The organism is Streptosporangium fragile (assembly GCF_039534445.1).
In the GTDB taxonomy this organism is placed as follows: Bacteria; Actinomycetota; Actinomycetes; order Streptosporangiales; family Streptosporangiaceae; genus Streptosporangium; species Streptosporangium fragile.
The window spans coordinates 1-22,281 of the sequence record NZ_BAAAVI010000015.1; the positions used below are offsets into that span (position 1 = coordinate 1).

The window sequence follows — 22,281 nt, forward strand, 5'->3', positions numbered from 1 at the left end:
CCGCGCTCGCCGCGGTCACCGCGGTCGCGGGTGCGCTCGCCGCGCTCGCCGCGCTCGCCGTTACGGGCACGGCGCTCGCGGCGGCTCTCGCCGCGCTCGGGACGGCCCTCGGCGGGGGCGGTCTCGACGACCGGCTGCTGCTCGACGACGGGCTCGGCCACGACGGCGGCGGCCACCGGCTCGGCGGGCGGAGGCGCCTGCTCCGCGGGGGGGGCGGCGGGCGCGGCGGGCGCGGCGGGACGGGAACGTTCCCTGCGGGTGCGCGTCGGACGCTCGGCGACCGGCTCGGCCGTGACGGCCGGAGCGGCCTGGGTCTCCTTGACGGTGGTGGAAGCCGGGGCGCCCTCGGCGGATACGCCCTGCTTCTCCTGGATGGCCGCGATGAGCTGGCTCTTGCGCATCCGCCCGGTTCCGCTGATGCCGAGACCGGAGGCGATGGCCTGCAGTTCGGGCAGCACCATGGCGGACAGGCCGGTGCCGGAGCGACGGCGCGGCTTGGCCGCGGGGCGGGCGGGGGTGTCGCCGGCCGCCGGCGTCGTGCCGGTGACGTCGGAGAGGAGTTCGGTGGTGTCGCTCACTAATGGGTCCTTCCCAGGGGTCGGGCGTGGCCACGATCAGCCAATCGTCCCGGTGGTGCGATCGACCCGGTGGGACAGACCGGGTCGGGTTGCACGTTGCGATCCTCGACGGCCCATCGAGGGCCGCCGCCACTGTCGGAGAAGGGCACACCCAGGCCGTCACCATCGAGAATCATCGACGGTGGGACTTGGAGGACACCCCCCCGGATTGCTACCGGCAACCAGATGTCGAGGTAGATCGAACGCGCATGTCCCCTTAAACGCCGCCTCTCGTTGCCCCAACCGAATGTGGCGCATTCGGAGGCGACGGATTCGGGGAGGCCACTGCAGCGGTCACGCCTCACGAGGTGAGACATGACGCAGCGATGTGTGGCTGACAAGCACGCACCCAACGCGGGGCACCTGGTGCGGCTATCAGCCTAACATCACCAGCGCACACAGCTATTCCCTGAAGGTCGAAGAGGATCAGCGTGTCTCGGGAGAAACAACGCGGGCACCGCGGGTTTCGACATCCAGTGGCTGGATGTGCCAGTCATTACCCACTTCTGGTGCGATCAAATCCTGCGTATCCGCCGTCGAAAACGCAAGAACCGTCGGGCCGGCCCCCGAAACGACCGCGGCGACGCCCGCCTGGCGCAACCGCCGCACGAGATCCGCGGTCTGCGGCATCGCGGGCGCGCGGTAATCCTGATGCAGGCGGTCTTCCGTGGCGGCCAGCAGCAGCTCCGGCTCCGGCCTGGCGGTCAGCGCCGCGACGAGCAGCGCGGCCCGGCCGGCGTTCGCGGCGGCGTCGGCGTGCGGCACCTCCTTGGGCAGCAGCCCACGGGCGACCTCGGTGGACAGCCGGTGCCCGGGGATGACGGCGACGGGCCTGACGTCGTGGTGCGGGAGCAGCCGCGCCATGCGGGGCACGCCCGCGCCGTCCGTCCACGCGACGGTCAGCCCGCCCGCCAGGCACGGCGCCACGTTGTCGGGATGGCCCTCGATCTCGTTGGCCAGCGCGAACACGTCGTCGTCGGTGAACGTGGCCGGTGCCTGCGGCGGCCCGGAGGCGGGGCCGCCGGGGTCGGGGTCGGCCGCGTACGGCGTGGCGGCCAGCGCGCGGGCGGCGAGGATGCCCGCGCAGATCGCCGCGGAGGAGGAGCCGAGGCCGCGGGCGTGCGGGATGCGGTTGAGGCAGCGCAGCCGGATGCCGCGCGGCTGCGGGAGCCCCATCCGATCGAAGGTCGCGCGCATCGTCGTCACGATGAGATGACCCTCACCGGTGTCGAGCCGTCCGGCTCCCTCTCCCTCGACCTCGATGACGACGCTCCGGGAGGCGGGGCTCCCGGGCGGCTGGAAGAGCTCGGCCTCGACCTCGTCGTAGAGGCCCAGGGCGAGCCCCAGCGTGTCGAAGCCGGGGCCGAGGTTGGCCGAGGTCGCCGGAACCCGGACGACCACCTTGCTGCTGCCGGTCATCGGACCTCCGGGGTGCGCCCCCGTACAGGGCGAACCCCTCCTCCCATCTGCTCGTTTCGATGCGGTGCTCTGCTCGTGCCGGCGCTCTGCGCGTTCCGGCGCGGGACGGCGGCGCCCGGACCGGCGCGGGACGGTCCGCCGAGGCGGTCGCGGGACAACGCCTAGGCGAGTTCGAGCGCGGTGGCCGCGGCGTGCGCGTCGATCGGGATCGTCACCGGGGTGGGGGCACCCGAGATGGCCCAGTCGGGGTCCTTGAGGCCGTTTCCGGTGACCGTGCACACGATGCGCCGGCCCGGCTCGACCAGGCCCTGCCGGTGGGCCTGGAGGAGGCCCGCCACGCTGGCGGCGGAGGCGAGCTCGACGAACACGCCCTCCTCCTGGGCCAGCAGCTTGTACGCGGCGGCGATCTGACGGTCGGTGACGGCCTGGATGACGCCGCCGGACTCGTCGCGGGCCGCCTCGGCGAGCTTCCAGGAGGCGGGGTTGCCGATGCGGATCGCGGTGGCGATCGTGTGCGGGTGGGTCACCGGCGCCCCGTTGACGATGGGCGCCGCGCCGCTGGCCTGGAAGCCGAACATGCGGGGCCGCCGCGTCGCGACGCCGTCGGCGGCGTATTCGCTGTAGCCCATCCAGTACGCGGAGATGTTGCCGGCGTTGCCGACGGGGATGCAGTGGATGTCGGGGGCGTCGCCGAGCGCGTCGACGATCTCGAAGGCGGCGGTCTTCTGGCCCTGGAGCCGGAACGGGTTCACCGAGTTGACCAGGGCGATCGGGTAGTTCTCCGAGAGCTTCCTGGTCATCTCCAGGCAGTCGTCGAAGGAGCCCTCGACCTGCAGCAGCCTGGCGCCGTGGACCAGCGCCTGGGCCAGCTTGCCCATCGCGATCTTGCCGCGGGGCACCAGCACGGCGCAGGTCAGGCCCGCGCGGACCGCGTAGGCGGCGGCGGAGGCGCTGGTGTTGCCGGTGGAGGCGCAGATGACGGCCTTGGCCCCCTCTTCGACGGCCTTGCTGATGGCCATCGTCATGCCGCGGTCCTTGAAGCTGCCGGTCGGGTTGAGGCCCTCGACCTTGAGGTAGACCTCGCAGCCGGTCAGCGCCGAGACCCGGTTCGCCGGAACCAGCGGGGTGCCGCCCTCCAGGAGCGTGACGACGGGCGTCGCCGTGGTCACCGGAAGTCGGTCACGGTACTCCTCGATGAGGCCACGCCACGCCCTGGTCATGATTGCTCCTCCCGCGCACGGGCCGTCCGCGCGCGTGCTACCTGCGGTGTTGAGCACCGAGTCTACGGGCAATGCGCCGAGACCCGGGATTCGCCGTCCACCTGATGGACACGCGAGGCGTCACACCTACAGGAAACCCTCAGAAACGCCCGCTATGGTCAGCAGCGCTTGACAGACCTTGACAGGCGATGAACCAGACAAGGGGTGCCCCATCATGACGGGCGGTGCGGTGGACAAGAACCTGCCACCGATCAGGCACAACGACTACTCGCCTCTCGATGTGCCCGCGCTCGGCGGGTGGGATCCCCGGCTCCCGGTCAGCGTGGTCATCCCGGCACGCGGCGGGCAGCACAAGCTCGACCTGGTCCTCGCCGCGCTGGCCGCGCAGACCTATCCCGGTCACCTCATGGAGGTGATCGTGGTCGACGACGGCAGCGACCCGCCGCTGCGGCTGCCGGAGATCGCCCCGCCGGGCACCAGGATCGTGCCCGCCGCCCCGTCGGGCTGGGGCATCGCGCACGCCGTCAACACCGGCGCCGCGCTCGCCGAAGGGCGGATCATCCAGCGCCTCGACGCCGACATGGTCGTCTGCCGCGAGCACATCGAGGCGCTCGCCCGCTGGCACCACCTGGCCGACTACCTGGTCGCCATCGGCGCCAAGAAGTTCATCGAGGAGCCCGCGGGGTTGCCGCCCGCGCGGGTGCGCGACGCGGTGGGCGCGGGCGCGCTGGAGTCGGTCTTCGACCTGTCGCAGGCCCTGCCCAGTTCCACCGAGCAGACGATCGCCCGCACCGACGGCCTGCGGGCCAGCCGCAACCCGTACCACGTGTGCACCGGGCCGACGGTGTCGATGCGGCGTGAGGTCTTCCACGCCGTGGGCGGGCTCGACCCCGAGGTGCTGCGCGGCGAGGACACCGAGTTCGCCTACCGGCTGGCCGCGCACGGTGTGGTCTTCGTCCCCGACATGGCCGCCCAGGCGGTGCATCTGGGGCTTCCCGCCCAGCGCCGCGACCGGCAGGGCGCGGTGCGCGCGGTCGCCCCCTACCTCGCCCACCGCGTGCCGCTCCGCCGTGACCTGCGCAAGGACCGGGGCCGCCACTGGATGGTGCCGTACGTGGAGGTGGTGCTGCGCGCCGACGGGCCCGAGGAGCAGGTGCGCGAGGCGGTGAGCGCGGCGCTTGACGGGACGGTCGGCGACGTGCGGGTCACCCTGGTCGCGCCCTGGTCCCGGCTGTCCGGCGGCCGCCCGGCGCTGGACGACCCCTCGTTCGACCTGCTGCTGCTGCGCGAGCACTTCTCCCACGACGAGCGGGTGCGCCCCGCCGACGAGGTCGCGGCCACCCCCGCCCCGATCCCGTTCCGCTACACCGGCCCGGTCTCGGTGCCGCTCGGGCGCGACTCGCTGGAGCGGATGATCGGTGTGATGCAGGAGAACCGGCTGGGCATGCTCGTCGTCGACCTCGGCGAGGACGGCACCGCGACGCTGGAGCGGACCGAGGCGCTGGGCCGGGCCCGGCTCCTGGGCGCGGACGACGTCGCCACCTCGGTCGAGGCCACCCACGGGGTGCGGTACGGCGACCGGTCGGAGTTCTGGCCCGTCCAGGCACCGCCCGCCGCCCCGGCGCCCCCCGCGGCCCCCACGGCGCCCGCTCCCGCGGCGAAGCCCGCGCAGCGGCCCGCGCCCGCGGCCCAGCGGCAGACCACCGGCGCGGGCCGCCCGCAGCAGGCCCCGGCCGGGCGTGGATCTCTGCTGGGCAAGCTCCGCAGCGCGCTCCGGGACTGAACCGGACCGGGAACGGGCGGCGCCGGGCAGGCCGGTGCCGGACCGGATCCGGATCAGACCTGCGCGGCCGCCTTCTCGGGGTCGTCCCCGGAACTCTCCGGCAGGGGCGTGACACGCCGTCGTACCACCAGGCCGAAGGCGACGACCAGCAGGCCGAGGGTGCCCGAGACCACGAACGGCGCGGCCGGGCGCCAGGCGTCGTAGAGCAGGCCGCCCAGCCCGGAGACGACGAGGATGCCGACGGCGCCGCAGAGCGTCTGCACGCCGTAGGCGGAGCCGCGGACGGCGGCGGGAACCTGCTGGGCCAGGAGCGGGCCGGCGGTGGTGATCCCGGCGATCTCGCCCAGGCCGATGAGCACGGCCACCAGCATCATGCCGCCGCCCAGCGGGTCGCCGACCAGCAGCGTCGACAGGTACGACACGGCCGCGACGGCCTGGGCCAGGACGACCACGTCCTGACGCCGCATGCGGTCGCCCAGCCAGCCGAACAGCGGGGCGGCCACCACGGCCACGGTCTGCGCGATCCCGACCACGGCCCCCGCGCGGGCCAGGGCCTCGGCGGCGGACATGCCGCGCTCGCTCGTGGCGTAGTCGACCACCCACAGGGACAGGAAGCCCGCGACCACCGCCAGGTCCGCGCGGGCGACGAACACCGCCGCGTACGACAGCGCCACGCCGGGGTCGCGGGCGAGCGCGACGCCCTCCCTGACCAGGCGGGTCAGCGGGAGGCGCGGGGCGGCCCCCGCGACCCCGGCGCCGGACAGCGCGAACCACATCAGCGCGGCGACCGCGAGGAGGGCCGCCGCGATGATCAGAAACGAGACGCGGGCGGCGCCGGCGGGAGTCATCCCGCCGTCCTCGAAGACCTTGGGCAACCGGACCAGGGCGAGCACCGCGACCATCGCGCCCAGGCCGCTGAACAGGCCGACCAGCCCGTACGCCTTGCCCCTGGAGCCGTCGCGGACGTAGTCGATCGCCACCGTGGACAGCATCGCGCTGAGCGCGGCCACGCCGAGGGCGAAGACCACGCGCAGCGCGACGAGGACGCCGGTGTTCGCGGCGAACGGGAAGAGCGCGGCGCCCAGCGCGCACAGGGCGAACCCCGCCACGACGACGGGCCGGCGGCCGAAGCGGTCGGCCAGCGCGCCGTACCAGGCCAGGCTGGCGATCATCGTGATCTCGGCGGCCACCCCCAGGAGGCCGACGACCTTTCCCTGGTCGGCGTTCGCCACGCCGAGGACACCGCCCAGGATGTAGGGCTGCGCGGCGGGCAGGAAAGAAATGATCATCGTCGCGGCGAACGCCATGGACAGGCAGGCCCACATGTTGCCGCGGCCGATGCCGTCGGCGAGGTGGAGGCCGAGAACGCGGCGCGAGGGGGAGGCGACCATGACCGGATCTTGTCAGCTCCGGAAACACTTCTCCAGGGTTCCGGACCGATATGATCTACGTGATTCCAGAAATATCATCACCGGGGAGCGGCCCGTGACCGACCACGCGCCCAAAGGTATTCAGACGCATATTCCGAACGTCGCGCGCATGTACGACTACTACCTGGGCGGCAAGGACAACTTCCCCGCCGACCGGGAGGCGGCCGAGCAGGTGCTGAAGGTCGTCCCCGAAATCCGGTACAGCGCGCGTTCCAACCGCGCGTTCCTCGGACGGGTGGTCGCCTTCCTGGCCGAGTCGGGCATCCGCCAGTTCCTGGACATCGGCGCCGGCCTGCCCACCCAGAACAACGTGCACCAGGTCGCCCCCGACGCCCGGGTCGTCTACGTCGACAACGACCCGACCGTCCTGGTCCACGGCAGGGCGATCCTCGGCAAGAACGAGAACGTGACCATCGTCGAGGGCGACGTGCGCCGCCCCGCGGAGATCCTGGAGAACCCGGACGTCCGGGCCGCGATCGACTTCGACGAACCGGTGGCCGTCCTCCTGCTGGCGATCATGCATTTCGTCCCCGACGAGGACGACCCGGAGGGCATCATCGCCACCCTGCGCGGGGCCATGACGCCCGGCAGCCACCTCGCCCTGTCGCACGTGGCGATCGACGCCCGCCCGGAGGCCGCGGACGGGGTCGTCCAGGTCTACGACCGGGCCTCCTCGCCCTTCGTCGCCCGGACGGGCAAGGAGATCATCCGTATGTTCGACGGCTTCGACGTGGTCGAGCCGGGCATCGTCAACCTGCCCGAGTGGCGTCCGGAGCCCGGCGCCGCGGTGCCGTACCGGGACGTCGGCAACTATTTCCTCGGCGGCGTCGGCGTCGTCACCGACGGGCGCTGACCGCCGGACGCGCCGCCCCCGCGGCCGCGGCGGTCCCCGGCGGTCGCGGGCCGGGGGCGGCCCCGCGGCGCCGGGCGTCCTCCCCCCGGGAGCGGTCACCGGCGGCGGGTGATGGCCCGCTTGACCGAGGAGAGCAGACCGTACTGGAGCACCTTCCTGGCCGCGGCCAGTTCCTTGCGCAGGGCGCCGGCCTCGCGCCGCAGCTGGCCGACCTCACGCCGCAGGTCGACCGCGCTCTTGCGCCAGCGGCCCGCCTCCTCCCGCCACTTGGCCACCTGGCCGCGCAGGCGCTCGGCCTCCTTGGTGAGACGCGCCACCTCGGCCTCCGCCTCGGCCCTGGCCCGGTAGGCGCCGCGGCGGCCGGTGATCGGCCGGGCCTCGGGCGCGAACCCGTAGGTCTCGCCGTCCACCCAGATCACCCCGAAGGTGTCCTCCACCGCGTCGTCGACGTCCTCGCCCTCCTCCCGCACGATCTCGGCGCGGGCGAACGCGGCGGTGCGCTCCAGCCGCGCCGCGACGACGCCCCGGGCCGTCCCCGCGCCGCTCTCGGACAGCAGCACGGAGACCAGGCCGTACCCCTCCTCCCCGGCCAGGTCGAGCAGGCGGGCCAGGGTGTCCTCCCCCGGCACCCACCCGACGGGCAGCCGCAGCCGGTAGGGCACCGCGCCGGGCGGGGGCGGGGCGCCGGGCGCGAAGCGGACCCTGGGCTCGTGGGCGTAGTGACCGCGGATGAGGACCAGGTCCAGGTCGGGGTCCGTCAGGGGCGCGCGGCCCTCGGCGCCGACGCGGTCCCACGGGCCGGCGAGGGTGACCACGACGTCGGGCACCGTGCCCGCGAGCACGGCGTCGACCGTGGCGCGGACCTCGTCGTAGGCGTATCCGGCGCCGTTCCCGCCCGCGCGCCCGGCCCCGGCGCCGTTCTCCCCCGCGGCCTCTCCGCCGCTCTCCCCCGCGTCCCCGGTGGGCTCGACGACCACCTCCAGGTACGGCACCTTCCACTGCCGGGACGGGTGGGAGCGGAGCCAGCGGTAGGACGGGATCCGGTCGGCGACGAACGCGTGGCTGACCCGGTCGATCGAGGCCTTGTCACGCATGCGCATGGTCGGGCCCAGGTGGAAGGCCCGGGAGAGCGGCTCGGGCACGAAAACGGCGCCCGCCTGGGCCAGCCGGTAGCCCATCTCGGTGTCCTGGCCGAGGACGAGGTCGGTGTCCATCGGCCCCGCCTGGGCGAGCAGCGCGGCGTTGACCGAGGTGGCCCCGCCGACGTGCAGGCTGAACGCGCGGTGCGGGTTGGCGGTGAGGCCGTCGGTGCGCTCGATCAGGTCGACCAGCCAGGCGTGCGGCTCGGCCGGCTCGAAGAGCTTGGCCAGGTCGTCGGCGGCGGCCACCACCTCGGGGGCGGGCGGCTCGGCCGTGGTGAAGCGCAGGTAGCCGGTCACCACCAGGTAGGGCGCGGCGTGGTGCCAGCGCATGTGCGCCTCGACCGACCCGCGGTCGAGGACCACGTCGGAGTCGAGCCAGTGGATCACGTCGCCGGTGGCCGCGGACAGCCCGGCGTTGCGGGCGTGGGCCCGGCCGGGCACGGGACAGGTGATCAGCCGGGTGCCCTCGGGCCGGAGCGCGGGCAGCCGCAGCGGCGGCTCGCTGCCGTTGTCGACGACGATGACCTCGGTCAGGCCGGCCGGGTAGGTCTGCCCGGCCAGCCCGGCGAGCACCAGGTCGAGCTTGTCCTGGCCTCCGTAGGCCGGCACGACGACACTGACCCGCAGCGACGGGGTCCAGGCACCCGGGGCGGGCAGGGTGAGGCTGCGGTAGTCGTTACCGGTGATCCGTGCTGTCATGGCGCTTCCAGGATCAGGCTCGGGCGGAAGCCGCGCCACTGGTTCGACGCGACCCGCAGGAAATGGGCGAGCGGGAGCCGCCAGGTGTGGTCTGCGCCGAGCGAGCGCCGCAGCACGTAGCCCAGGCCGTGGGTGCGGTAGATGCGCGCGCCCGCGGCGTGGGCGGTCTTGAGCAGCCCGGCGTCGACCCCGCCGGCCAGCGGCGGGAACCCGCCGACCTCCCGGAGCCGGGACCGCTCCAGGAAGATCGTGCCCCCGGCCACGTGGTCGGACCAGACCTCGCTGGTGTAGTCGGTGCGGCGGACCGTGGCGCGCAGGGGTTCCAGGTAGAAGAACTCGGGCGCGACGCCCACGATGTCGGCCCCGGCGTAGGCGCGGGCCAGCAGCAGGTCGGCCAGGTGCTCGGGGCCGTACCAGTCGTCGTCGTCCCACTTGGCGACGTACTCGCCGCTCGCCCGGGAGGCGGCCAGGTTGAGCACCTCCCCGAAGGGGGTCTCCGTGTCCGCCTCGACCACGGTGACCGGCAGCGGGCACTCGCGCACCGCCCGGCGGACCTCCTCGCGGTCGGCGGGGACGCCGTGCAGGCCGAGCAGGACCTCGACCCGCACCCGGCGCTGGCGGGCGATCTGGCCGAGCGCCGAACCCAGCAGGTGCGGCCGCATGCTGGAGATCACGACGCTGACCTCGGGCACCGCCGTCCCGGTCAGGTCCCGGAGCCCGAGGCGGCGCAGCCGCACGCTGTGCTCCTCCCGGCGCAGGGCGGTCACCGAGCGCGGACCGCCGCCGTCCTCCTCGGGGACCCAGGCGGCGAGCAGGCGGGCCAGCTCCGGCTCCACCCAGTCCGGCGACGCGGCGGCGTGCATCGGCACCCCGGCCGCGGCCAGGTCGGTGACGGCGTCGGCCGGGACCCGGGCGGCGGGCCAGCGGACGGTCAGGCCCCGCAGCGGCCGGAGGTGGGCGATCTCGTCGGGACCAGGGCGGTCGCCGAGCGGCCGGCCGGCCGCCAGCCACCCCCGTTCCGTCCACGCCAGCTCGGCCGGCTCCTCGGCCGGGGTCCGCAGGAAGCCCGCCGGAGTCGGGGGCGGGGATACAGGGCTCGACTGGGCAGGCACCAGCGAAGGATAGCGAGGTCCCGAGATCGCTTCTCACCCCGCTTCACACTCGGCATCACCGCGCTTCAGACTCGGCATCACCGCGCTTCACGCTCGACATCACCCCGCTTCACGCTTGACTTGAACGATCACTCTTGATCACTCACAGGAGTCACACAGGTCACGGGAACCTTGGAGTTTCTTATTTAATGACATATTTCTCCCTGAACAGCGGATAGCCTCAAATACCTCCACTAATGAACGGCTAACGACAGAGCGGTACGGAAGGTAAGCGCGGATGCCCACGCCCCGACAAACGACGCTTCTGGCGGCGATGACCGGCCCGCTGGTCCTGATCGCGCTGGCGCTTCTCGCCGGCGCCGACGTCATATCGGTGACGGCGGCCATCGTGCTCGGCGCGATCACCGCGGTACTCGGCGTCCAGATCCTGGTGATCGCGACCGTGCGCAGGATCGACGGCAAGGCCCAGCGCATCGACAACCGGGTCAAGCGCTGTGAGGCGGAGACGGTGCAGCTCAAGGCGGCCACGGAACGGCTGGAGCGGCGGCTCGGCGAGATCACCGAGCTGATCAGGGAGCACGAGCGCAGGCGCGACGAGGACCTGCAGGCGATCCTGGTCTCCCTCGGCGAGGACCGGCTGGCCGCCGTACCGCAGCGCCGGGAGGTGGAGAAGATGATCCAGGAGTTGCTGCCGCGCCTGGTCGGGGCACAGGCCGGGACCGGGCGGGCCAAGCCGGAGCGCACGGCATGACCGAGGCCGGTCCCGCCGTCCCCGATTCCCCCTCCCCTTGCGGGGGCGTCCCCCTCGCCCACGAGCGCCGCGGGCCGGCCCCGGGTGGCGAACGCGCCGCCGTTCCCCCGGTGATGATCAGGCACAACGACTACGGCTCGCTGAGCGTGCCCGACCCGGGAAGCTGGGAACCGCGGCTCAGGGTGAGCGTGGTGATCCCGGCGTACGACTGTCCGGAGGCTCTGGAGCGCACCCTCGCCGGGCTGGCCGCGCAGAGCTACCCCGCGCACCTGACGGAGGTCGTCGTCGCCGACGACGGCAGCGACCCGCCGCTGCGCGTCCCCGGGCTCGCCCCGGCCAACACCCGGGTCGTCCGCGTGCCCGAGGGCCGCTGGGGGCGCGGCTGGGCCCGCCGGACGGGCGCCACCGCGGCGGCCGGCGACGTCGTGCACTGGGTCGACTCCGACATGATCCTCGACCGCGAGCACGTCGAGGCGCACATGCGCTGGCACCACCTCGTCTCCTACGCCGTCGTCCTCGGCGACGTGTCGTTCACCCCCGGCGGGTCCGGCCCCTCCGCCCGGGAGGTCTTCACGGCCGTGGACGCCGGGGTCGCGGAGAAGCTGTTCGACGACGCGGCCCCGCACGCCTGGCGGGCGGGCGTGCTCCGGGAGACCCGGTGGCTGCGGGACGCCGGCGCCGGGGCCTACCGGCTCCACTCCGGGGCCACCACCTCCGTGCCCGCCGCGCTGCTGCGCTCGGTCGGCGGGGTGAACACCGCCCTGAACATGGGCGAGGACACCGACCTCGGCTTCCGCCTCGCGCAGGCGGGCGCGGTGTTCGTCCCCGACCCGCAGGCCCGCGCCTGGCACCTGGGCCCGTCCACGGTCATGCGGCGCGAGAAGGAGGTGCACCGGCACAACTGGTCGGTGCTGCCCGACCTCATCCCCGACCTGCGCTGGCTGCGCACCCACCCGCGCAGGCACTGGCTGGTGCCGTACGTGCACATGGTCGTCGACGTCGGCGACGCCTCGTACGAGGACGTCCGGGCCACGGTGGACGCCGCGCTGGCGGGAACCCTCGTCGACGTGGCCGTCACCCTGGTCGGGCCGTGGACGGCGCTCCCTGCGGGGCGCCGCTCCTCCCTGGACGAGCCGATGCTCGACGCGCGGCTGGTGCGCAACCTGTACGCGCACGAGCCGCGCGTCTCCTTCGCCGCTGAACCGCCGCCCGGCTCCGCGCCCGCGCCGTTCCGCCTCACCTGGCCCGTGGGCTGGGTGCCCGGCGCCGACAGCCTGGCCGAACTGGTCAAGCTCGCCGAGCGCGAGGAGTACGGACTGGTGAGCGTGGTGCTCGACGAGGGGGCCGCCGGGGTCACGGCGGCCAGGCTCGAACGCACCGCGGCCTTCGCCAGGGCGGCGCTCGTGGACGACTCCGGCGACCTCGACGGCCCCGTCCACGAGATGTTCGGCTCGCTCTGGGTGAGCGCGGAGGAGTTCGGCGTCACGACCGCCGCGGAGGCGGAGCCCGTCTCCGGGGACGCCGCCAAGTGGCGGGCCGGCGCCGCGCGGTGGCGGCGCGAGGCCGAGCGCCTCACGGACGAGGTGGCGGACCTGCGCGCCGAGAACGAGTGCCTGCGGGCGCGCGTCGAGCACCTGGAGACAGAGCAGCAGCGCGGCCCCCTGCGGGGGATCATCGCGACGGCCATGCGGCAGGGGAAGACCGGCTGATGTCCCTGATGACCGACCTCGCCCGCGCCGCCCGGGAACGGAACGGCAAGCGGCGTGTCCTCGTGTACTGCGCCGGCTTCGAGAAACTCGACGAACTGGAGCCGTACGGGGCTCTGGACCTGGACGGCGACCTCGACGGCGCCCCGCGGGCCGAGGAGGGCGCCGCGGAGATCCTGGTGCTCGCCCGGACACCCACCGACCTGCGCCGGGCGGCGACCCTGCAGTCGCTGCTGCCCATGGCCACGCGGGTCGTCGTCGCCGTGGAGGAGACGCCCCACTGGTACACCGCGCCGGTGCTGTCGCCCACCCCCGCCCACCGCTGGCGCGCGCTCACCGACCTCCGCGTGCACCAGCCCAGGCGCCCGGCCTGGGTGGTGGAGGCCGCCTTCGCCAAGCCCACCCCGGCCGGGCGCACTCTCGCCGCGACCGCCAGGGCCTTCGCCGGGCACCGGATGGACGCCGTCGCGGCGCCCGTGGCCGCGCTGGCGGGCCCCGGGGCGGCGCACTGGCGCCCCGGCGACCCGAACGCGGCCCCGGCGGGGGTGACCGGCCCGGTGCCCGAGCGGTTCGGCGCCCGCGGCGGCGACCTGGTCCTGCGCACCACCGGCGAGGACCCGCCGCCCTGGGCCGGCGAGGAGACCACGGTGGACCGCCCGGTCGCCGAGCTGATGAGCTGGGAGCGGCTGGGCCGCCCCGGCGGCGGCAGGATCCTGGAGAGCGGCCTGGGGGACCTGTCCGAGCCGCGGACCATTCCCCCGGTCGACGACCGCTCGGTCAACCCGGTGGGCTTCGTCACCGTGCCGACACTCGGCATGGCCGGCCTGTCCGTCGAGTCCGGCCGCTGGGCGATCACTTGCGCGGGCCGGACGCTCACCGTCTTCGGCGCCTCCGGATGCGTCACCGACGTGGACGTCAACCGGATCCGGCAGGTCAGGGGCGTGCGCGTGGACTGGCGGCGCAGCCACAGCGGTCCCGTGGCCGCGCTGCGGGTCGTCACCGGGCTGGCGGCGGCCGGGGTGCCGCTGATCGCCGAGAGCGTGCCCCGCTGGGCGGGCGCCCTCGGCCCCGAGCTGGCCAGGCTGATCACCTCGGTCGAGGAGACCGCGCTCAAGGACGACCTGGAGCGCGAGGAGCACAGCATCCGGCTCCGCCGTGAGGCGCTGCGCACGCACGGCGTCCGCACCCGCTGGGAGCAGCTCGGCGCGCCCGCCGCGCCCCCGCCGCTGACCTCGGTGCTGCTCGCCACCCGCCGGCCGGAGATGGTGCCTTTCGCACTGGAGCAGATGACCAGGCAGCGCGGTGCCGAGTTCGAGGTGATCCTGGCCCTGCACGGGATTCCCGCCGGGCATCCCGCCGTGGCGGGCGCGCTGGCCTCCTTCGAGCGGCCGATCACCGTGTTCGAGGCCGGCCGGGAGACGGTGTTCGGCACCGTGCTGAACGAGGCCGCGACCAGGGCCTCGGGGTCGTTCCTGCTGAAGATGGACGACGACGACTGGTACGGGCCCGACTTCATCTCCGACCTGCTGCTGGCCCACTCCTACTCGGGGGCCGAGGTGGTCGGCATGGTTCCGGAGTTCGTCTACCTCGCCGCGATCGGGGTGACCGTCCACCGGGAGCAGGTCACCGAGCAGATCACCAACTTCATCGCCGGCGGGACCATCTTCACCGAGCGCTCCGCCTTCGACGCCGTCGGCGGCTTCCGCACGCTGCCGGGCACGATCGACGCCCAGTTCCAGCACGCCGTGCAGGCCGCGGGCGGCCAGATCTACCGGACCCAGGGCCTGGGCTACATCCTGCGGCGCGGCAAGGTCGCCAACCACACCTGGCGCGAGCCGATCGGCACGTTCCTGCGGCGCAACAAGCGCCAGTGGCGCGGGTTCCGGCCCAGCGCGCTCATGGAGCTTCCCGGGGAGGCGGTGTGAGCGCGCCGCGGATCCCGGGCAACGACTTCGGGGTGCTCGCCCCGCCCGCCCTCGGGGAGTGGGAGCCGCGCCTGTCGGTGAGCGTGGTCGTCCCCGCCCGGCAGGGGCAGGACAGGCTGGACCTCACACTGGCCGCCCTGGCCGCCCAGACCTACCCGTCCCACCTCCTTGAGGTGATCGTGGTGGACGACGGCAGCGAGCCGCCGCTCCGGCTGCCGGAGATCGCCCCGGAGCGCACCAGGATCGTCCGCGCCGCACCCGGCGGCTGGGGCATCGCCTGGGCCCTGGAGTCCGGCGTCGCGGTCGCGGACGGCGAGGTGATCCACCGCGTGGACGCCGACATCGTCTCCTACCGCGAGCACGTCGAGGCGCACATGCGCTGGCACCACCTGGCCGACTACCTGGTCGTGCTGGGAACGTTGCGCTTCACCGCCGCGGGCGGCACGCCGCCCACGCCCGCCGAGGTCCAGATCGCCGTCGCCAAGGACAAGGCCGACGCCCTGTTCGAGGAGGACCCCGAGCACGGCCACCACTGGATCGACGAGCTCGTCGCCGCCCACCGCGGTTTCCGCGACGCGCCCAGCTCGCTGCTGCACCGCGTCCACGTGGGCGCGACGGTCTCGCTCCCGGCCGCCCTGCTGAGGGGCGCGGGCGGGATGGACACCTCCCTCACGCTCGGCGAGGACACCGAGCTCGGCTACCGGCTCACCCAGGCGGGCGCGGTGTTCGTCCCGGAGGCCGAGGCGCTGTGCTGGCACCTGGGCACCACGACGGCGATGCGCCGGACCGCCGAGGTCAGGCGGCACAACGACCCGTTCATCGCCGACCGCGTGCCGTACCGGCGCAACCTGCGCACCGACGGGGGACGCCAGTGGCTGGTCCCCTACGCCGAGGTCGTGGTGGACGCCACGGACGCCTCCTTCGAGGACGTGCGGGCGAGCATGGACGGGGCGCTGGCGAGCACGCTGCCGGACGTGCACGTCACCGTCACCGGCCCGTGGGGATCGCTGACCGGCGGGCGCCGCGCGCCGCTGGACGACCCGCTGCTCGACCTGCGGCTGGTCCGCGGGCAGTACGCGCACGACGGCCGCGTCTCCTTCGCCGAGAAGGTGCCCCCGACCTCGTTCCCCGCGCCGTTCCGCCTCACCTGCCCGCCCGGCTGGGTGCCCGGCGCGGAGTCGCTGGCCATGCTGATCGAGCAGGCCGAGCGCGAGGACGAGGGCCTGCTGCTGGTGGCCCTGGAGGAGACCGAGTCGGGCGTGGCCGCGGCCCGCCTGGAACGTACCGCCGCCGTCGCGCGGGCGCTGCGCGTCGCCGCCCCGGGCGAGTCCCTGGACGACGTGATCGCCGACCTGTACGGCGCGACCTGGGTGGACGCCGAGTCGTGGCGGTTCCGGCCGGCGGCGTCGGCCTACCCGTCCTGGGCCTCGAACCGCAACCGGGAGGCCGTGCGCTGGCGCGCGGAGGCCGAGTCGCGCAAACGGGAGGCCGAACGCGCCAGGCGCCAGGTCGAAACGCTCAAGGCGGAGCTGCGGGAGCTGCGCGCCGCGGCGGCCAAGGGCCGCCGCGACACCCTCCGGTGGAAGGAGAAGGCCGAGCAGCGCCGCCTGGAGGCCGTCGCGCTGCGCAAGGCCCAGCAGCGCTCGCAGCGGCGCTCCCTGCTGAGCCGCGCCGCCCGCCGCCTGCGCGGGCTCGCCGACGGCCCGCGCTGAGACCTCCCCGCGCCGCCGGGAGGAGCGGCGCTCCGGGCCGCGTCCCCATCGGACGAGGAAGGCGCCCGTGAACGTGGCCGGGCCCCGGGGTCATTCCTCTGCGGTGGGGGCGTCCTCCGCGGGCACGGGGCGGTAGCGGGCGCCGACGGCGTCCTGGAGGGTCCTGACGATCGTGCCGTGGGCCTTGCGGGTGGCGAGCCAGTCAAGGAACTGGTTCATCGTCTTCGGGGAGGTCGAGTAGACGCCGCAGTCGTCGCAGACGCGGTGGAACACCATCGGGACGAACCCGCCGCCGGCCTTCTCGGCGTTGAGGACCTGCTGCTTCATCTGCCGGAGCAGGGTGTCCTCGCGGATCGAGTTCGGGGTGCGGATCTCGTAGCGGTCCTTGGGGCGCAGGTGCTCCGTGGCCGGGCAGCCGGGGCACGACCACTGCTGGAGCCCGCCGACCGCGCGGGCCGCGTCGTAGCCGCACTCCCGCGCCACCGCCTTGGCGTCGTTGTCCACCGCGCCGAACGGGTAGGCGAGGGTGGTGGGCCGGTACCCCCACGACACCAGAGTCCTGCGGTCATCGCAGATCTGCGGGCGCTGCTCGCTCCGGGTCAGCTGGGTGAGGCGGACATGGGTCAGCGTGTGACCGCCGATCTCGTGACCGCCCTTGGCGATGGCCGCGAGCTGGCCGCGGGTGAGCTTCTCGTCACGCCCGATGGTGTCGGTGTTGATGTAGAACGTTCCACGCATTCCCCGCTTCTGGAGCATGCGGGCCACGGCCAGATGGGTCGCGTCACCGTCGTCGAAGGTGAGCGAGACCACCGTCCTGGCCTTCTTCGGGGCCTGGGCGGCCTCCGCGTGGCCGGCCGTCGCGGGGAACGCGACAGCGGCCAGCGTCGCCAGCAGCGCCGTGGCCCGACGAACGATCTTCACCGTGAGCTGTCCTTTCGGGATGGGTGGGCGGCCCGGCGCGCGCCCGCGACCGGCCCGGCAGGGGCGATCCGACAGCGGACGATCACCGCAGAGCACCCTACAAGCCCACGGCCCGGCAGATCCGGTGTTATCAAATGTCAGCGAAAGACGGGACCTGGTGTGGTTCCGGGCCGCTCAGCGGCCGAGGAGGGGGCCGGCGCGCAGGATCACCGCCGGCCCTCGACGGCCCCGGCCCTGCCCCACCGGGCACCCGTCCGCCGGGAACCGATCGACGGCCCGGCCGGGCCGTGCCCCTCCTCGCCGGCGCCCTGCACGGCGCCGGAGCGGCACCCGGGCCGGGCGCCGGCCCGGGTCCGCTCACCGGCCGCGGCACGAGACTCACCGGCCGCGGCGCGAGAACGCCGCTCGGCGTCACAACCCTCGTCGCCGAGGGGACTCCTCAGGGGGTGTCCTCGCCCTCGACGCGCATGACGCTCACCACGTCGCGGACGATGTCGAGCTCGCGCAGGCTCTCGATGGTCGCCGAGAGCGCGGCGTCGCTGGCCCGGTGGGTGACCAGCACGAGCTGGGCGTCGGCGCCGAGGCCCTCCTGGCGGACGGTCTGGATGGAGACGTCCTGCTTGGCGAACATGTCGGCGACCCGGGCGAGCACGCCGGGCTTGTCGGCGACGTCCAGGGAGACGTGGTAGCGCGTGACGGTCTCGCCCACCGGGTGCACGACCAGGTCGGCGTAGGTGGACTCCTCCGGGCCGCGCGTGTTCGCCAGGACGTTGCGGGCCACGGCCACGATGTCGCCCAGCACCGCGCTCGCGGTCGGGGCACCGCCGGCGCCGGCCCCGTAGAACATCAGCCGACCGGCGGACTGCGCCTCGACGAAGACCGCGTTGTAGGCCTCACGCACCCCGGCCAGCGGGTGCGTCCGGGGGATCATCGCCGGGTGCACCCGGACGCCGAAGGACCGGCCGTCCTCGGAACGGGCGCAGATGGCCAGCAGCTTGATGACGTAGCCCATGGCCTTGGCGCTGGCCACGTCGGCGGCGGTGATCTCGGTGATGCCCTCACGGTGGACGTCGGCGGCCGTCACCCGGCTGTGGAACGCGATCCCGGCGAGGATCGCGGCCTTGGCCGCGGCGTCGAAGCCCTCCACGTCGGCGGTGGGGTCGGCCTCGGCGTAGCCCAGCGCCTGCGCCTCCTCCAGCGCGTCGGAGAAGGAGGCGCCGCTGGAGTCCATCTTGTCGAGGATGTAGTTGGTGGTGCCGTTGACGATGCCGAGCACCCGGTCCACGTGGTCTCCGGCGAGCGACTCGCGCAGCGGCCGGATCAGCGGGATGGCGCCCGCGACGGCCGCCTCGAAGTACAGGTCCGCGTTGTTGGCCCTGGCCGCGGCGTGGACGGTCGCGCCGTCCTCCGCGAGCAGCGCCTTGTTGGCCGTGACGACGGACTTGCCGCTGTTCAGCGCGGCCAGGATCAGCGACCTGGCGGGCTCGATGCCGCCGATCACCTCGACGACGATGTCGACGTCGTCGCGGGTGACCAGGGCCTCGGCGTCGGTGGTGAGCAGGGCCGGGTCGACGTCGGCGTCACGCCTGCGGCCCAGCCGCCGCACGGCGACGCCGGCGAGCTCCAGCGGGGTGCCCACGCGTGCGGCCAGGTCGTCGGCCTGCTCGTGCAGGAGCCTGACCACCTGGGATCCGACGACGCCGCATCCCAGAAGCGCGACTTTCAGTGCCATCCGGCCACACTTCCCTTCAATCCGTGGGCGGGTTTCTCTGCCACGCGGGCCGGGCGGCCCGCCGTGTGAGGTCGTATCACAGCTGCCCTCTCAGCAGGTCTTCCTCGGTCTCCCGGCGGACGATCACGCGGGACGCCCCGTCCTTGACCGCGACCACGGCGGGCTTGGGGAGGTAGTTGTAGTTGTTGGCCAGCGAGCGGCAGTAGGCGCCGGTGCCCGCGACGGCGATCAGGTCGCCGGTGGCGAGGTCCGCGGGGAACCACAGGTCGCGGACGACCATGTCGCCGCTCTCGCAGTGCTTGCCGACCAGGCGGGAGAGCATCGGCGCGGCGTCGCTCTCGCGCGAGGCCAGGCGCGCGGTGTACTCGGCGCCGTACAGGGCGGTGCGGATGTTGTCGCTCATGCCGCCGTCGACGCTGACGTAGGTGCGCAGCCCCTCGACGTCCTTGATCGTGCCGACCTCGTACAGCGTGACGCCCGCGAGGCCGGTGATGGCCCGGCCGGGCTCGACGGTGAGCCGGGGAACCGGCAGGCCGGCGGTCTCGGCCACCTTGGTGACGATCTCGCGCAGGCTGTCGGCGATCACCTTGACGTCGGGCGCGGTGTCCCCGTCGACGTACGGGATGCCGTAGCCGCCGCCGAGGTCGAGCTCCGGCAGCACGACGCCGTGCTCCTCCTTGATCTGCACCAGGAGCGTGGCCAGGCGGCGCGCGGCCACCTCGAACCCGGCGGTGTCGGTGATCTGGGAGCCGATGTGGGAGTGCAGGCCGACGAGCTCCAGCTGGGGCAGGGCCAGGATGCGCCGGGCCGCCTCGGCCGCGGCGCCGCTGCTCAGCGAGAAGCCGAACTTCTGGTCGTCGTGGGCGGTGGCGATGAACTCGTGGGTGTGGGCCTCCACTCCCACGGTGACCCGGATCATGACCTGGGGGCGCCTGCCGTGCTTGTCGGCGAGGAAGCCGAGGCGGGCGATCTCCTCGAAGGAGTCGATCACGATGTGCCCGACCCCGACCTCGACGGCCCGCTCCAGTTCGGCCGGCGACTTGTTGTTGCCGTGCATGGTGATCCGCTCGGGCGGGAAGCCGACGCTGAGCGCGACGGCGAGCTCGCCGTTGCTGCACACGTCGAGGCCGAGGCCCTCCTGCATGATCCAGCGCGCGACCTCGCGGCACAGGAACGCCTTGCCGGCGTAGTGGACGTCGCCCCCGGCGAACGCGCTCGCGTAGTCGCGGCAGCGGGAGCGGAAGTCTTCCTCGTCCACCACGTAGAGCGGGGTGCCGTGCTCCGCGACCAGGTCTCTGACGTCCGCGCCGCCGATCGTGATGGAACCGCCGACGCGGTGCGACGTTCGCGGCCAGATGGTCGGGTCCAGCATGTTCAGGTCGGCAGGTGCGTGCGGAGGGCGCTCCTCGGGCAGCACTTCGGCGTGCCGGTCACCGGCGGGGTGGGCGAATCGACTCACCCGATCGAGGCTATCGGACCCGGTGATCCGACTGGGACGAGTGACCACCCATCGAGACGCGATACCCCGAGAATCCGCGAACTTTTTACGCTAGCGAGGGTTTTTTCCACATATCTTCACGTCGAGAGGGAGTCTTCCGGCTAGGACACCTGCTCCGCCGGGGCGGCCCAGGTGTTGCACGCCTCGACGGTGCCCGCCTGCTGGCCGCGCCGCATCCACCGGGCGCTGTTGGCGCCCGAACCGTGCGACTGCCGGTAGGCGGGCTCCTGGCTCTGCGTTCCGGAGTCCTGGCCGGCGAGCCTGCTCAGGTTCCGCAGCCGGCGCGGCTCGACGATCCGCAGCGTCGCCGCGGCCATGCAGTCGGCCTGGAGTTCGAGCCGCCGCGACCACGCCTCGTCGAAGACCTCCGGCCCGCGCCGGCCGGCGATCCCGCTGATCTCCTGGACGTGGTGGGCGTACTCGTGCGCGAGGGTGAACATCATCGGGAAGGCCCGGCGGTCCTCGACCAGGACGTTGACGACGCGGCCGTCGGGGCAGTAGATCCCGGCCCAGTCGTAGTCCTCGATGCCGCAGGCGGCCTCCTCGGGGGTGGCGACCAGCCGCACCTCCGCGGGCGGGCTGTACGCGAGGTCCGCCTGCGCGAGCGTGGCGGCCCACATCCGGTCCAGGCACCCGGTCAGCGTCCTCAGCGTCGCGCGGATGTCGGCGTCGATCTCCTCGGGCAGCGTCTCGCAGCGGCCGTCGACGGGACCGGTCTCGTAGAGGCGGTGCGTGGCCGCCGCCGAGTGCGGCGAGCCGGGCGCGGTGCCGATGAGCTCCCGCAGGTCACCGCGGAGGTAGGCGAGCCCGCTGAGGATGACCACGAAGGCCAGCGCGGTCGGCAGCACCCGCCGGATCACCCCGGCGCGGCGCGGCTCATGCGCCTCCCAGTCCCGCGGACCGTTCACCTGCCCTCCCAATTCGCTTTTGGGAGGGTCTATCACAGTCTGTCAGGCGCTGTCGTACCGAGTTCCGCCAGAGCGCCGGCCAGCACGTCGCGGACGGCCCGCGCGAGCCGCACGCGGGCGGCGTGCAACGGGGACGGCTCCTCGTCCCCCGAGGGCAGCGGGGCGGCCCGCTCGAACGCGTCGTGATAGGCCAGGGCCAGCTGCTCGGCGTAGGCCGCCCAGCCGGGGTCGCGGCTCGCCCGCCTGCCGGGCAGCTCGGCCAGGAGCCTGAGCACCGCCCGGTCCCACCTGCCGTCGAGCAGCTCGGGCCGGAAAGCGCCGCCCACGCCCAGCTCCGCCGCCCAGCGCTGCACGGCGGCCGCCCGCACGTGCGCGTACCGCACGGCGAACCCCGGGTTGGCCCACGTCCTGGGACGGTCGGACCACGGCGGCGCCGGCACCGGGCCTCCGGCCGGGACGGCGGCCGATCCGGTGGCGGGGGCGGCGACCGGTCCGGCGGCCGGGGCGGTTCCGGTGCCCGGCGGCCCGATCTCCTCAAGGAGCTCTCCCGGCACGGCCACCACGATCTCCAGGAACCCGTCGGCGCGCACCCGGACGGCCGCGACGCCGGGCAGCGCGCGGAGCCGGGCCGCCGTCTCCGCCGGATCCGCGCCCCGGCGCAGCGCGGCCGGGGAGACGTAGAGCGCCTCCTCGGCCCACGTCCCCCGCGGGATCGGCGGCATGCCGAGAAGCGCGCCGAGCTCGCCGGGCGTCATCCTCGCACCATAGAGGAGCCCGGCCCCGCGGGCGACAGGGGACGGGCCCGGCGGGCCGGGGCGTACCGGCCGGCCGGGCGCGTCGGATCGGGACGCGC

At 74.0% G+C, this 22,281-nt stretch carries 17 protein-coding genes; 6 read left to right on the forward strand and 11 right to left on the reverse strand.

The window, feature by feature from the left end; translation table 11 throughout:
• The 3 genes from ABD841_RS12295 to thrC form a co-directional block, all read right to left on the reverse strand.
• A partial coding sequence (locus tag ABD841_RS12295; RefSeq protein WP_344970739.1) for a Rho termination factor N-terminal domain-containing protein occupies positions 1-578 on the reverse strand: 578 nt, incomplete at its 3' end.
• A 465-nt stretch (positions 579-1,043) separates the two neighbouring features.
• Positions 1,044-2,036 carry a homoserine kinase gene (locus ABD841_RS12300; RefSeq protein WP_344970741.1) on the reverse strand — a complete coding sequence of 331 codons (993 nt, stop codon included), beginning with the start codon at positions 2,034-2,036 and terminating at the stop codon, positions 1,044-1,046.
• 161 nt (positions 2,037-2,197) lie between these two features.
• Positions 2,198-3,256 carry a threonine synthase gene (gene thrC / locus ABD841_RS12305; RefSeq protein WP_344970743.1) on the reverse strand — a complete coding sequence of 353 codons (1,059 nt, stop codon included), beginning with the start codon at positions 3,254-3,256 and terminating at the stop codon, positions 2,198-2,200.
• 214 nt (positions 3,257-3,470) lie between these two features.
• Between thrC and ABD841_RS12310 the strand changes: the two genes are divergently transcribed.
• The gene (locus ABD841_RS12310; protein ID WP_344970745.1) at positions 3,471-5,039 is read left to right on the forward strand and encodes a glycosyltransferase family 2 protein; all 1,569 of its coding nucleotides are present in this window, start codon (positions 3,471-3,473) and stop codon (positions 5,037-5,039) included.
• Between the two features lie 53 nt (positions 5,040-5,092).
• Here ABD841_RS12310 and ABD841_RS12315 read toward each other — a convergent pair whose 3' ends face one another.
• Positions 5,093-6,430, reverse strand: a complete 1,338-nt coding sequence (locus tag ABD841_RS12315) for an MFS transporter (RefSeq protein ID WP_344970747.1) — start codon at positions 6,428-6,430, stop codon at positions 5,093-5,095.
• A gap of 94 nt (positions 6,431-6,524) precedes the next feature.
• Between ABD841_RS12315 and ABD841_RS12320 the strand changes: the two genes are divergently transcribed.
• Positions 6,525-7,322: an SAM-dependent methyltransferase gene (locus tag ABD841_RS12320; protein ID WP_344970749.1), complete on the forward strand. Its 798-nt coding sequence runs from the start codon at positions 6,525-6,527 to the stop codon at positions 7,320-7,322.
• Between the two features lie 95 nt (positions 7,323-7,417).
• On the opposite strand, the gene ABD841_RS12325 is transcribed toward ABD841_RS12320, so the two are convergent.
• On the reverse strand, positions 7,418-9,163 hold the full coding sequence (locus ABD841_RS12325) for a glycosyltransferase (protein WP_344970751.1): 1,746 nt from the start codon (positions 9,161-9,163) through the stop codon (positions 7,418-7,420).
• Entirely contained in the window at positions 9,160-10,275 is a 1,116-nt protein-coding gene (locus tag ABD841_RS12330) for a glycosyltransferase family 2 protein (RefSeq protein WP_344970753.1), read from the reverse strand. Before ABD841_RS12330 ends, ABD841_RS12325 begins: the two co-directional genes overlap by 4 nt.
• A 277-nt stretch (positions 10,276-10,552) precedes the next feature.
• On the opposite strand from ABD841_RS12330, the gene ABD841_RS12335 reads away from it, so the two are divergent.
• The 4 genes from ABD841_RS12335 to ABD841_RS12350 are packed head-to-tail and all read left to right on the forward strand — an operon-like array spanning position 10,553 to position 16,369.
• Positions 10,553-11,026: a hypothetical protein gene (locus ABD841_RS12335; protein ID WP_344970755.1), complete on the forward strand. Its 474-nt coding sequence runs from the start codon at positions 10,553-10,555 to the stop codon at positions 11,024-11,026.
• Entirely contained in the window at positions 11,023-12,735 is a 1,713-nt protein-coding gene (locus ABD841_RS12340) for a glycosyltransferase (RefSeq protein ID WP_344970757.1), read from the forward strand. The genes ABD841_RS12335 and ABD841_RS12340 overlap by 4 nt, the downstream gene beginning before the upstream one ends.
• A complete protein-coding gene (locus ABD841_RS12345; protein ID WP_344970758.1) occupies positions 12,735-14,657 on the forward strand; it encodes a glycosyltransferase family 2 protein in 1,923 nt (640 codons plus the stop codon). Before ABD841_RS12340 ends, ABD841_RS12345 begins: the two co-directional genes overlap by 1 nt.
• Positions 14,654-16,369 (forward strand): glycosyltransferase, encoded by a 1,716-nt coding sequence (locus ABD841_RS12350; protein ID WP_344970760.1) that lies wholly within the window; start codon positions 14,654-14,656, stop codon positions 16,367-16,369. Before ABD841_RS12345 ends, ABD841_RS12350 begins: the two co-directional genes overlap by 4 nt.
• Positions 16,370-16,459: 90 nt before the next feature.
• Here the strand turns inward: ABD841_RS12350 and ABD841_RS12355 are convergent, their stop codons facing one another.
• From ABD841_RS12355 to ABD841_RS12375, 5 genes are all read right to left on the reverse strand, one after another.
• Positions 16,460-17,290, reverse strand: coding sequence for a polysaccharide deacetylase family protein (locus tag ABD841_RS12355; RefSeq protein WP_344970761.1), 831 nt, complete (start codon positions 17,288-17,290; stop codon positions 16,460-16,462).
• A 439-nt stretch (positions 17,291-17,729) separates the two neighbouring features.
• Positions 17,730-19,022, reverse strand: a complete 1,293-nt coding sequence (locus ABD841_RS12360) for a homoserine dehydrogenase (protein ID WP_344970763.1) — start codon at positions 19,020-19,022, stop codon at positions 17,730-17,732.
• 76 nt (positions 19,023-19,098) lie between these two features.
• Complete coding sequence (lysA, locus tag ABD841_RS12365; RefSeq protein ID WP_344970765.1) at positions 19,099-20,481, reverse strand: diaminopimelate decarboxylase; 1,383 nt, start codon at positions 20,479-20,481, stop codon at positions 19,099-19,101.
• A 140-nt stretch (positions 20,482-20,621) separates the two neighbouring features.
• The gene (locus ABD841_RS12370) at positions 20,622-21,428 is read right to left on the reverse strand and encodes a neutral zinc metallopeptidase (protein WP_344970766.1); all 807 of its coding nucleotides are present in this window, start codon (positions 21,426-21,428) and stop codon (positions 20,622-20,624) included.
• A 32-nt stretch (positions 21,429-21,460) separates the two neighbouring features.
• Positions 21,461-22,183, reverse strand: a complete 723-nt coding sequence (locus ABD841_RS12375; protein ID WP_344970768.1) for a DALR anticodon-binding domain-containing protein — start codon at positions 22,181-22,183, stop codon at positions 21,461-21,463.
• Positions 22,184-22,281 lie beyond the last annotated feature (98 nt).

Coding starts and splice junctions, on each gene's coding strand:
- ABD841_RS12300 (WP_344970741.1), bottom strand. CDS start 2,036: ATGACCGGCAGCAGCAAGGTGGTCGTCCGGGTTCCGGCGACCTCGGCC.
- thrC (WP_344970743.1), bottom strand. CDS start 3,256: ATGACCAGGGCGTGGCGTGGCCTCATCGAGGAGTACCGTGACCGACTT.
- ABD841_RS12310 (WP_344970745.1), top strand. CDS start 3,471: ATGACGGGCGGTGCGGTGGACAAGAACCTGCCACCGATCAGGCACAAC.
- ABD841_RS12315 (WP_344970747.1), bottom strand. CDS start 6,430: ATGGTCGCCTCCCCCTCGCGCCGCGTTCTCGGCCTCCACCTCGCCGAC.
- ABD841_RS12325 (WP_344970751.1), bottom strand. CDS start 9,163: ATGACAGCACGGATCACCGGTAACGACTACCGCAGCCTCACCCTGCCC.
- ABD841_RS12335 (WP_344970755.1), top strand. CDS start 10,553: ATGCCCACGCCCCGACAAACGACGCTTCTGGCGGCGATGACCGGCCCG.
- ABD841_RS12340 (WP_344970757.1), top strand. CDS start 11,023: ATGACCGAGGCCGGTCCCGCCGTCCCCGATTCCCCCTCCCCTTGCGGG.
- ABD841_RS12345 (WP_344970758.1), top strand. CDS start 12,735: ATGTCCCTGATGACCGACCTCGCCCGCGCCGCCCGGGAACGGAACGGC.
- ABD841_RS12360 (WP_344970763.1), bottom strand. CDS start 19,022: ATGGCACTGAAAGTCGCGCTTCTGGGATGCGGCGTCGTCGGATCCCAG.
- ABD841_RS12375 (WP_344970768.1), bottom strand. CDS start 22,183: ATGACGCCCGGCGAGCTCGGCGCGCTTCTCGGCATGCCGCCGATCCCG.